This window comes from Pseudoalteromonas sp. S3178, assembly GCF_005886985.1.
GTDB lineage: Bacteria > Pseudomonadota > Gammaproteobacteria > Enterobacterales > Alteromonadaceae > Pseudoalteromonas > Pseudoalteromonas carrageenovora.
In genome coordinates this window covers 1-10111 of record NZ_PNCW01000099.1, presented here as the reverse complement: position 1 = coordinate 10111, position 10111 = coordinate 1, and the positions used below count along the sequence as shown (strand labels likewise).

Annotated in this window: 9 protein-coding genes and 1 riboswitch; of the genes, 1 reads left to right on the top strand and 8 read right to left on the bottom strand. The window is 43.1% G+C overall.

What is annotated here, in order from left to right; all coding sequences use genetic code 11:
• Nucleotides 1-151: 151 nt before the first annotated feature.
• The 8 genes from CWC11_RS19920 to CWC11_RS19885 form a co-directional block, all read right to left on the bottom strand.
• On the bottom strand, nucleotides 152-901 hold the full coding sequence (locus CWC11_RS19920) for a HesA/MoeB/ThiF family protein (protein WP_138684083.1): 750 nt from the start codon (nucleotides 899-901) through the stop codon (nucleotides 152-154).
• Entirely contained in the window at nucleotides 894-2432 is a 1539-nt protein-coding gene (thiE, locus tag CWC11_RS19915; RefSeq protein WP_138684082.1) for a thiamine phosphate synthase, read from the bottom strand. The genes CWC11_RS19920 and thiE overlap by 8 nt, the downstream gene beginning before the upstream one ends.
• Nucleotides 2433-2445: 13 nt before the next feature.
• Nucleotides 2446-3237 (bottom strand): thiazole synthase, encoded by a 792-nt coding sequence (locus tag CWC11_RS19910; RefSeq protein ID WP_138684081.1) that lies wholly within the window; start codon nucleotides 3235-3237, stop codon nucleotides 2446-2448.
• Nucleotides 3238-3242: 5 nt separating this feature from the next.
• Nucleotides 3243-3437 (bottom strand): sulfur carrier protein ThiS, encoded by a 195-nt coding sequence (gene thiS, locus CWC11_RS19905; RefSeq protein ID WP_138684080.1) that lies wholly within the window; start codon nucleotides 3435-3437, stop codon nucleotides 3243-3245.
• 7 nt (nucleotides 3438-3444) lie between these two features.
• Nucleotides 3445-4446, bottom strand: coding sequence for an FAD-dependent oxidoreductase (locus CWC11_RS19900; protein WP_138684079.1), 1002 nt, complete (start codon nucleotides 4444-4446; stop codon nucleotides 3445-3447).
• Between the two features lie 89 nt (nucleotides 4447-4535).
• Nucleotides 4536-6488 (bottom strand): phosphomethylpyrimidine synthase ThiC, encoded by a 1953-nt coding sequence (gene thiC, locus CWC11_RS19895; RefSeq protein WP_138684078.1) that lies wholly within the window; start codon nucleotides 6486-6488, stop codon nucleotides 4536-4538.
• 140 nt (nucleotides 6489-6628) lie between these two features.
• Nucleotides 6629-6735, bottom strand: a riboswitch (TPP riboswitch).
• Nucleotides 6736-6842: 107 nt separating this feature from the next.
• Nucleotides 6843-7241, bottom strand: a complete 399-nt coding sequence (locus tag CWC11_RS19890; RefSeq protein ID WP_283241016.1) for an META domain-containing protein — start codon at nucleotides 7239-7241, stop codon at nucleotides 6843-6845.
• 125 nt (nucleotides 7242-7366) lie between these two features.
• A complete protein-coding gene (locus tag CWC11_RS19885; protein WP_138684077.1) occupies nucleotides 7367-7765 on the bottom strand; it encodes an acyl-CoA thioesterase in 399 nt (132 codons plus the stop codon).
• Nucleotides 7766-7867: 102 nt separating this feature from the next.
• On the opposite strand from CWC11_RS19885, the gene CWC11_RS19880 reads away from it, so the two are divergent.
• Nucleotides 7868-9967: a TonB-dependent receptor gene (locus tag CWC11_RS19880; protein WP_138684084.1), complete on the top strand. Its 2100-nt coding sequence runs from the start codon at nucleotides 7868-7870 to the stop codon at nucleotides 9965-9967.
• Nucleotides 9968-10111: the final 144 nt, after the last annotated feature.

Genomic DNA, 10111 nt, shown 5'->3' with positions numbered 1-10111 from the left:
GTCAGTTGTCAGTTGTCAGTAAAAGATTAGAAAGCACCGCGTTTATTACAAACCCGGTGTTTTTTTATTGATAGACATAGGGCTTGCCCACGTTAGAAGCGCAGCTTCTCATGGCTTAACCCCGAGTTAGCCCCGCGAATTACCTCTTACTTTATCCACCGCACTCTTTACAGTTTAAATCTTTAACTACTTTAAAATGTTGCTGCTTTAAACTCAGCGCATCGAAGGTAATAAACACACTCCCCTCAACGTGCCCTAATAATATATTAAGCGTAAGTTGTGCCTGCATAGAACCAATAACACCCAATAAAGGGCTTATTACACCCGCATTACTACAATTTACCACAGGTGCAGAGTCACTTTTTGTAAAAACGCAGCCATAACACGGGCTACTATTTTTCCTAAAATCAAACCCCATTAACTGCCCTTTCGTTGCCAGTGCTGCACCTGCAATTAACGGTGTTTTATTGGCAATACAATAGCGATTAACACTATAGCGTGTGGCAAAATTATCTGAGCAATCAAGCACTATGTCAGCATTGTTTAAAAGCTCAGCGGCGTTACTATCATCAAGCTTTTTATTGTGCGTCACTATGTGTATTTGATTATTAAGGCTTGTTAATACTTTGCCAGCGGCTGCTACTTTGCTTTGCCCTAAGTGATTGACTTTATAGAGCACTTGGCGCTGCAAGTTAGAAAGCTCAACAGCATCATCATCTATTAATATAAGCGTACCAATACCCGCTGCCGCTAAATACAAAAGTGCAGGGCTACCTAAACCGCCCGCACCGACTACAGCAACGGTTGCAGCTTTTAGTGCTAACTGCCCTTCTAGTCCTACTTCTTTTAATAATAAATGACGACTATAACGCAGGGTTTCTTTATCGCTGAGCTTATCCATTGGGCTGGTTTATAACACTTTGTAGCGCACTAATCGCAGCAATATAATCATCCGATTCACTAATGGCTCTTACTACCGCAACACTCCCTACTCCTGTATCTGCAACCTCGCTTGCGCGGGTTAAATCTATTCCGCCAATAGCAACCGTTGGGTAGCTTTGCATTAATGGCACAAACTTTTTAAGTTTATCGAGCCCTTGTATTTGCCCTGTCATATCTTTGGTCGTGGTTGGGTAAATAGCGCCAAATGCCATATAACTTGGTCGGTAGTTGTGCGCACGGAGCATTTCGTAAAAGCCATGAGTAGAAAGCCCAAGCCTTAAACCCGCGTCTTTAATGGCGGCTAAATTAGCAATTTCTAAATCTTCTTGGCCTAAATGCACGCCATAAGCACCGTGCTTTATAGCTAACTGCCAGTAGTCATTTATAAATACGTGAGCGCTGTACTTTTTACCCAGTTCAACTGCCTGTTTTATGAGTTCATCAAGCTCAATATCAGTTTTATTTTTAACGCGTAGCTGCACTGTTTTAATGCCTTGTTCTAAGCATTTAGTTAACCAGTCCATATTACTAACCACAGCATATAAGCCGAGTGTTTTACTTTCACAGGGTGCAAAATCAGCGGCCATATTAAATTCAAGCGGCACATCAAAATCAAGTTCATCACCAAGCCAACTGCCTGGCTCAATCACTTGTGGAAAATCATCTAAATTTGTAGGAAAAGCAGTATGCGCAACAGGGCCTATTCCTTCACCGTATCTAACTGACTGCTTTAAGCCTTGGTTTATATAAGCTTTAGCTAAAACAAAGGCATCTTTTAGCGGGTAGTCTTTTGCTAAACACGCGGCAATAACCGAGGCCATACTGCAGCCTGTACCATGGCTATGAGGGCTTTGAATTTTTTTATTACCAAGCCAATACTCTTCACCCTTTTGCGTAAAATTATTTACACAATAATCAATACAGTAGCCGCTTGGGTAATCCCAATGCCCACCTTTAATAACAACCGCTTTTGCACCCCAACTTAATAACTTATTTGCAGCATCTTTAACGGCGCTTGGGCCAATTAAATACACGCCTGTTAATAATTGAGTTTCGTGCGTGTTAGGCGTTATTACATCCACCAGCGGCATTAAGCATTCTTTAATCGCACTTACGGTATCTTCCTCTGTTAATACATCACCACTTGAGGCAATAGCAACGGGGTCGTAAACAATCACAGGAGGGACTGGCCATTTAGCTTTATAATGCGCTATATGCTCGCTTATTAATTGAATTTGCTGCACATTTGCTAACATGCCAATTTTAATTACTTTGGCTTTCATATCACTTTCAAGCGCCAGTAATTGCGATTCAATAATATCGGTAGATACCGCGTTGATGGCCTCTACACCTAAACTATTTTGCGCCGTAAGCGCGGTAATTGCAGTACAACCATGCACGCCAAAACTTTGCATTGCTTTTATATCGGCCTGAATACCTGCACCACCGCCTGAGTCAGATCCGGCAATTGTCCACACTAAATTATTCATACTCTTTATTTCCTTACTGCTGATGCCAAAACGGCATGCCCATTGTGGGGGTTGATGGGGCCGCTAAGTCTTTTTCGGGCATTGCTTTTGCGCTATACGCAAAGCGCCCTGCTTCTACTGCAGCTTTAAATGCACGACTCATCGTAATTGGGCAACCCGCCCCAGCAATCGCTGAATTTAACAATACCGCATCATACCCTAATTCAAGCGCTTGGCAGGCATGCGAAGGTAAGCCAAGGCCTGCATCTACAATTAAAGTTGTGTTGGGTAAGCGTTCGCGAATTGTTTTTAAATTATAACTATTTAAAAGCCCTTTACCGGTGCCAATAGGCGCCCCCCATGGCATAAGCACTTCACAGCCTAGCTCATTTAAACGCTGGCAAAGTACCAAGTCATCGGTGCAGTAAGGTAGTACTTTAAAGCCATCATTAATTAATATTTTTGTTGCCTCTAACAGTGCAAATGGGTCGGGCTGTAGGTTGTAGTCATCACCTATTAGTTCAAGCTTAATCCAATCGGTAGCAAATACCTCTCGGCACATTTTTGCAAGCGTAACGGCTTCTTTCACACTATGGCACCCTGCCGTATTGGGGAGTATTTTAAGGCCGGTATTTTTTATTAACTGCCAAAAATCATCCCCCGCTGCTGCACTTTGCTGTCGCCTAAGCGACACGGTTACAATTTCAGCCCCAGAGGCAACTATCGATTGGGTCATAGTATCGGGCGACGGATACAGCGCTGAGCCGATTAATAAACGACTATTTATTTGCTCTCCATAAATAGTTAAACAGTCTTTAGTTTGCATGAGCTTTATCCGCCTTGAATGGGTGACAGCAACTCAACACTGTCGCCTTCATTAAGTACATAGTTACCGTGCTGACTTTGTGGAATAAATTCACTATTAACAGCCACAGCAAAAGGCGCAACTGCACCAAAACTTTGAAGTACTTCAACGAGCGCTTTGCTATCAACATTAAGTAGCTCGCCATTAATTGTTATATTCATTTATTACTCACCCTATTTTTGAAACTGCATCGGCCACCAAAGCCGGCGCTAACATATAACCGTGGCGGTACAAGCCATTAATGCTAATTACATTTCCCTTTTTTAAAACCACAGGGCGGTTATCGCTAAATGCCGGGCGTAAGCCGGTTTGAATATTGAGTAATCGAGCCTCAGCAAACCCACTGTGCACTGTGTAAGCGGCCGAGAGCAATTCAAGCGTTGAGCGCACAGTCGCAGGGCCATTATCGTCAGATTCAATTTCGGTAGCACCAATTACATATTCATTATTAGGCTTTGGCGCTATGTAAATTGGGTAGCGCGGGTGCATTAAACGCACCGGCCTAGTTAAATTAACCTCAGACGCCTGTAACCTTACGACTTCTCCGCGCACCCCTCTGAGTGGTTTCTCAGCTTTAGCACCTAAGCCACGACAATCAATAATATAATCAAAGGCGCGGTTATTAATTTCACCGTTTTTAATGGTTACTCGCTGATTAAACACAAACTTAACTTTGCGCTTATTAAGTATGGTAAAACTTGCTTTATAAAAGGCTTGGTTATCTATTTGCCCTTCGCAAGGTAAAAACACACCTTGGTTAAACCGGTTTGCAAGCTCTGGCTCTAACTTCGCTATTTGCTGAGCGTTTAATGCCTGAGCACAGTGCCCTGCTATTGGTTTTATTCGCTGAGTAAAACTTTTTAGGTCACCTTTATCTTGCTGATGCGCAACAACCAGTGTGCCTTGCTGCTGAAAAAATACGTCACCTTCAAGTTCGCTTATTATTTCTGGCCAGCGCTTTAGTGAGTTAAGCCCCATAATGGCTAAATCAGCTTCACACAATACCGACTCAGCAAGCGGGGCAAGCATTGCCGCAGCCACTTTACCGGCACTATTTGGGGTGTGATCATCGCTTGCTTCAAACACCGTTACATGGTGCGACTTACTTAGCTCAAGAGCAGCTAAGCGCCCTGCTAAACCAAAACCCACCACAGCAATGTTATAAAACATAAAATCTCCTATTAACCGCGCTCTGCAAATAACTGGCTACGAGCAATAAGGTACTTACTTTATTGCTCGTAGCCCAAGCCCTATATGGCTTATATCGCTTTGTGGTAAATTTCAGAGCCTGTTTGTTTAAACTCCTCAGATTTAGCTTTCATTTGCGCTTCTACATCAACCATTTTGATCTCTATGGTTTCACCTGCATTATTAGGGTCAATGCCACGCACTTCTAAGTCTTTAGCGTAATCACGCACTTCTTGGCTAATTTTCATTGAACAAAACTTAGGGCCACACATAGAGCAAAAGTGCGCAACTTTACCTGACTCTTGCGGAAGGGTTTCATCGTGGTATTCGCGGGCACGCTCTGGGTCTAAACCTATGTTAAATTGGTCGTGCCATCTAAATTCAAAGCGTGCTTTTGATAAGGCATTATCGCGCTCTTGCGCGCCCGGGTGCCCTTTTGCTAAATCGGCAGCATGCGCTGCAATTTTGTAGGTAATTAAGCCCTCTTTAACATCTTCTTTATTAGGCAAGCCTAAATGCTCTTTTGGTGTTACATAGCAAAGCATTGCACAGCCATACCACGCTATTTGTGCAGCGCCTATACCCGATGTTATATGGTCGTACCCTGGTGCTATGTCGGTCGTTAATGGGCCTAATGTATAAAATGGTGCTTCGTCGCAATGCTTTAATTGCTCATCCATATTGGCTTTAATCATGTGCATTGGCACATGCCCTGGGCCTTCTATAAATACTTGTACGTCGTGCTTCCATGCAATTTTAGTCAGCTCACCTAAGGTGCGTAACTCACTAAATTGCGCCTCATCGTTGGCATCGGCTATAGAGCCTGGACGAAGGCCATCACCGAGTGAAAAACACACGTCGTATTGTTTTAAAATTTCGCAAATATCTTCAAAGTGGGTGTATAAAAAGTTTTCTTTATGGTGTGCTAAACACCACTTAGCCATAATAGAGCCACCGCGCGATACAATACCGGTTACGCGTTTTGCCGTCATTGGCACATAGCGAAGCAGTACACCGGCGTGAATAGTAAAGTAATCAACGCCCTGCTCAGCTTGCTCAATCAACGTATCGCGAAATATCTCCCACGTTAAATCCTCGGCCACCCCATTAACTTTTTCAAGCGCCTGATAAATTGGTACTGTGCCAATGGGCACAGGCGAGTTGCGCACTACCCACTCACGCGTTTCGTGAATATAACGCCCGGTCGATAAATCCATTACGGTGTCGGCGCCCCAGCGGGTAGACCACACCATTTTTTCTACTTCTTCTTCGATTGATGAACTTACCGATGAATTACCAATATTAGCGTTAACTTTTACTAAAAAGTTACGCCCCACTATCATCGGCTCGGTTTCTGGGTGGTTTATATTATTAGGTAAAATAGCGCGACCACGTGCAATTTCATCGCGTACAAATTCAGGGGTAATAAAATCAGGAATACTTGCACCAAACGACTCGCCTTTGTGCTGGGCTGCTAATAACTCTTCACGAATTTGTGCACGTCCCATGTTTTCGCGTACTGCCACGTACTCCATTTCAGGGGTGATAATGCCTTGGCGAGCATAATGCATTTGCGTTACGTTTTTACCCGCTTTACCACGGCGAATTTTTGGTAAATGATCAAAACGAATATGATCAAGTCCGTCATCAGCCATACGCTGCTGCGCAAACTGCGACGTTACCGAGTCGAGTATTTCGGTGTCGTCTCGGTTTTGTATCCATTGCTCACGAAATTTAGGCAAGCCTTTGCGTACATCTAATTCAAAATCAGGATCGGTATACGGGCCCGATGTATCGTAAACACGTAGCGGATCATTTGGTTCATACACAGGGTTTTCGTCGGTGCCGCCGATAAAGGTGTCGCTTAGTGTTATTTCGCGCATACCTACACGCACGCCCGGCTGGCTGCCTTGTACATATACTTTGTGCGAACTTGGAAACGGCTGGCCCGTTAAGTTATAAATATAGTCAGACGCGGCTGCGCGCGTTTCTCGACGTGTTGATTTATTTGTAGTGTTTGACATGACTTACCTCATTGCTAAAGGATTGTCTTGTCAGATATTCCTAAGGAATAGAGAAAGATCGTAAAGCAGCTGTAATGCTACTTTGCGGCCTAATAAGGTGACATTTTGTTGTGCGCACAAAAAAAGACGCACAAGCGTCCCATTTTAGGCAGCTTGTTCCCTACGCAGGTATTAACCTGATCAGGTTCACGGATCCCGCTTTCGCGATCTCAGCCTAAGTTAGACTTAGGCACTCCGACAAGTATTGATATATAAAATTTGTTCGTTGATTTGACAAATAACTCGTCTAATCTGCGCTGAGTGTACGCCAGTTAAAAATTGCCTGCAAGGGGCTAGTTTTTAAAAACTCAAAAATTATTTTGGGATAAACACAAATGTTTGCTCGCCTTGCATCACCAATTGTTGGTCTTGCATTTTAAGCTCTGCGCCTTGTTTTAAAGCCTCTAGTAGCTGCTGCTCAAACTCGTCAAGCTCTTCACCGCACGACTTTCGCGTCATACCTAATTTGCTTACAGTTAAGCTACTGTCTTCAAGTTCGCCTTCGCCAAAAAACTTATTACAGCCAGCAAAACCGTTCACTTGAAGTGCTTCTATAAAACTCATGGAGGCGTTATACGACGCCGGAATAGCTAAACCATCAACCTTTGATAATTGCCATTGTGTGTATTTTAGCTGCTCAGTGGTAACTGTCCCTGTTGATGCGCAACCAACACATAAACCGATTACAAGCATCGGTATTGCTGCTAATTTCATGTTACTACTAACTAATTGTCTAATTAGCGTCATAGTAACAATTTTTATGCTACTTATCCGTTAAATATGCATGTTTTAAATGTAAATTTTTGTTCTATGATAGTTTAAAAGTTAAACAGCTTAATTTAGATCTCAGTTTTGAATAGGTTATCAATTTCGGGCGGTAAAAATGGTCGGCCTTTTTCGTTAACCGAAGTACCAGTTACAAGCGCGTTAAGCATTACTTTTTCATCACGCTTGCGCACCACTGTTTGCTTAAACGCAAATTTTAAACGACTAATGCGTATAGGCTCTACAGCCACGTAAAACTCATCACCCGGTGTTAAAGAGTGTTTGTAATCCATTTCGCTACGTATCACTACAAGGTTAATTTTATCTTTTGCCAATTGAGCAAAATCAACACTTTTAGCGTATAAAAACTCGTGGCGCGCGTGCTCTAAATAATTAAAGTAAACACTGTTATTTACAATACCCTGTAAGTCACATTCATAATCACGCACTTTAAAGTCAACTTTAAAGGTCATATTAGTAATCCTGATTATTTAACGTATAATTGCCGCGTTTATAGCACATGTGTTGAAATAATTGCTACCATACGAGTCCCTAAAATGGAGTTAAGTAACCCAATGAACTTACGTTTGTCTTTAATTACTGCCGCACTTTTACCGCTAATCAGTGCACCACTTGTAGCTCACGCTGATGACAGCGACCTTGAAAGAATCGTTGTAACGGGCGACTTTCAACGTGAAAGCATTCAAACGCTAAGCGCCAGTGCAAGCCTATTCAGCGAGTCTGAAATTAACCAGCGTGGCGCAAATTACTTAGACGAAATGTTAGGTAGCACTGCAAACGTAAACTTTACTTCAGGTGCTTCTCGCGGTCGTTATATTCAAATTCGTGGTGTGGGACTTCGCTCACAATTTGTAGACCCAATTAACCCATCGGTTGGTTTAGTTATTGACGGCATTAACTACTCAGGCCTTGGTGGTAGCTCATTATTATTTGATATTGATCAAGTAGAAATTTACCGCGGCCCGCAAGGCACTCGTTTTGGCGCAGATGGTATGGCCGGTATGATCCAAATGGAATCAGCACAAGCCACCGCCGATCCTAGTTTAAAATTACAAGTGGGTATGGGCACATACAACTCACGCGAAGCAGGCCTTGCCGCAAGTACAGGCTTAACGGATGATACAAGCGCACGCGTAAGCTACTTTCGTAGAAAATCAGACGGCTATGTAGATAACCTGTATTTAAACGACGAAACTCAACAACAAGATGAGCAAGTAGCCCGCTTTAAATTAAACAGCCAACTTACTGAGCATTTAAACACTGAGTTAAACCTACATTACATTGACATAAACAACGGTTACGATGCGTTCACGCTCGATAACAGCCGTAATAGTGTAGCCGACGAGCCAGGCCAAGATAATCAACAAAGCTATGCAATAGGGATTAATAATACCTACACTGCCTTTGATGCCTTTGACGTAAATTTAAACCTATCAGCCATAGATACAGAGCTACTTTACAGCTTTGATGAAGACTGGGTATGTAACGATCCGAGCGAGCCACAATTATGTGCGGCAGGCTTGCATCCTTGGGGCTATAGCTCAACAGATATATACACGCGTGATCGCGACGATCAATCGGTTAACTTACAATTTAACTCTAAAACAGGTAACTGGGTTGCAGGTGTTTATTACCAAAACCGTGATGTAGATTTAGAGCGCGAATACACATGGCTTGCAAGCCCATTTGCATCAACCTACGAAACCAGCAACGTAGCTGTATACGGCCAATTAGCCACACCTATTGGCCCTAAAACCACATTAATTACGGGTTTACGCGTAGAGCAATACCAAGGTGATTACACCGACAGCAACGGCTTTATTGAAGATACAGACGACGTAATGGTTGGCGGTAAAGTAGCACTTGAGTACCAAGTGATTGATCGCACCATGATCTACGCAAGCATTACACGCGGCTATAAAGCTGGCGGTATTAACTCAGAAGCACTCGCTAAAGCAAAAGATGAAGGCTTAAACTTAAGTGCTGATTTTTTCCAGCAGCATACAAGCTTTGATCCTGAATACCTTTGGAGTGGCGAGTTTGGCGTTAAGGGCTCATCGCTTGATGACAAATTTACTCTGCGTTTAGCGGCGTTTTATATGCACCGCGACAATATTCAGTTAAAAGCATGGCAAGTAGAAAACCAGCAGTTTACAGGTTATGTTGATAACGCAAGCTCTGGCAGTAACTACGGCTTAGAAATTGAAGGCAGTTACCAACTTACTGAAGATTTATTCTTAACCGGTAGTGCGGGTTACTTAAATACAGAAATTGACGACTTTGTAACGCAATCGGGCTTAAACCAAGACGGCCGTGAGCAAGCGCAATCACCTAAGTACCAATACGCATTTAGCGCACGTTACAACTTTACTAATGAACTATACGGGATGATTGGTGTTGAAGGTAAAGACGATTATTACTTCTCAGATAGCCATAATTCACAAGCGCCGAGCAGCAATTTAGTTAACCTGAGCTTTGGCTACGAAGCCGATATGTGGGCAGTACGCGCATGGGCTCGTAACGTATTTGACGAAACAGTACCAACACGCGGCTTTGAATTTGGTAACGACCCACTTGATGGTTACGCTACACACACCTACGTTCAATTAGGTGAGCCAAGAGTAGCAGGCGTAACGTTTACGCTAGAGCTGTAAAATTAAGTTGGCAGTTGTCAGTTGTCAGTTGTCAGTTGTCAGTTGTCAGTTGTCTGATCTGACCCTGATAAAGTAGACACGGGGCTTTAATTCATTGATTCATATTGTATGGGGCTAACATTTCCAATCGTCCCATGCATTCTC

What these genes read in the sequence shown, in the direction of transcription:
- CWC11_RS19920 (WP_138684083.1), bottom strand. Translation starts at nt 901, where the DNA reads ATGGATAAGCTCAGCGATAAAGAAACCCTGCGTTATAGTCGTCATTTA.
- thiE (WP_138684082.1), bottom strand. Translation starts at nt 2,432, where the DNA reads ATGAATAATTTAGTGTGGACAATTGCCGGATCTGACTCAGGCGGTGGT.
- CWC11_RS19910 (WP_138684081.1), bottom strand. Translation starts at nt 3,237, where the DNA reads ATGCAAACTAAAGACTGTTTAACTATTTATGGAGAGCAAATAAATAGT.
- thiS (WP_138684080.1), bottom strand. Translation starts at nt 3,437, where the DNA reads ATGAATATAACAATTAATGGCGAGCTACTTAATGTTGATAGCAAAGCG.
- CWC11_RS19900 (WP_138684079.1), bottom strand. Translation starts at nt 4,446, where the DNA reads ATGTTTTATAACATTGCTGTGGTGGGTTTTGGTTTAGCAGGGCGCTTA.
- thiC (WP_138684078.1), bottom strand. Translation starts at nt 6,488, where the DNA reads ATGTCAAACACTACAAATAAATCAACACGTCGAGAAACGCGCGCAGCC.
- CWC11_RS19890 (WP_283241016.1), bottom strand. Translation starts at nt 7,241, where the DNA reads ATGAAATTAGCAGCAATACCGATGCTTGTAATCGGTTTATGTGTTGGT.
- CWC11_RS19885 (WP_138684077.1), bottom strand. Translation starts at nt 7,765, where the DNA reads ATGACCTTTAAAGTTGACTTTAAAGTGCGTGATTATGAATGTGACTTA.
- CWC11_RS19880 (WP_138684084.1), top strand. Translation starts at nt 7,868, where the DNA reads ATGAACTTACGTTTGTCTTTAATTACTGCCGCACTTTTACCGCTAATC.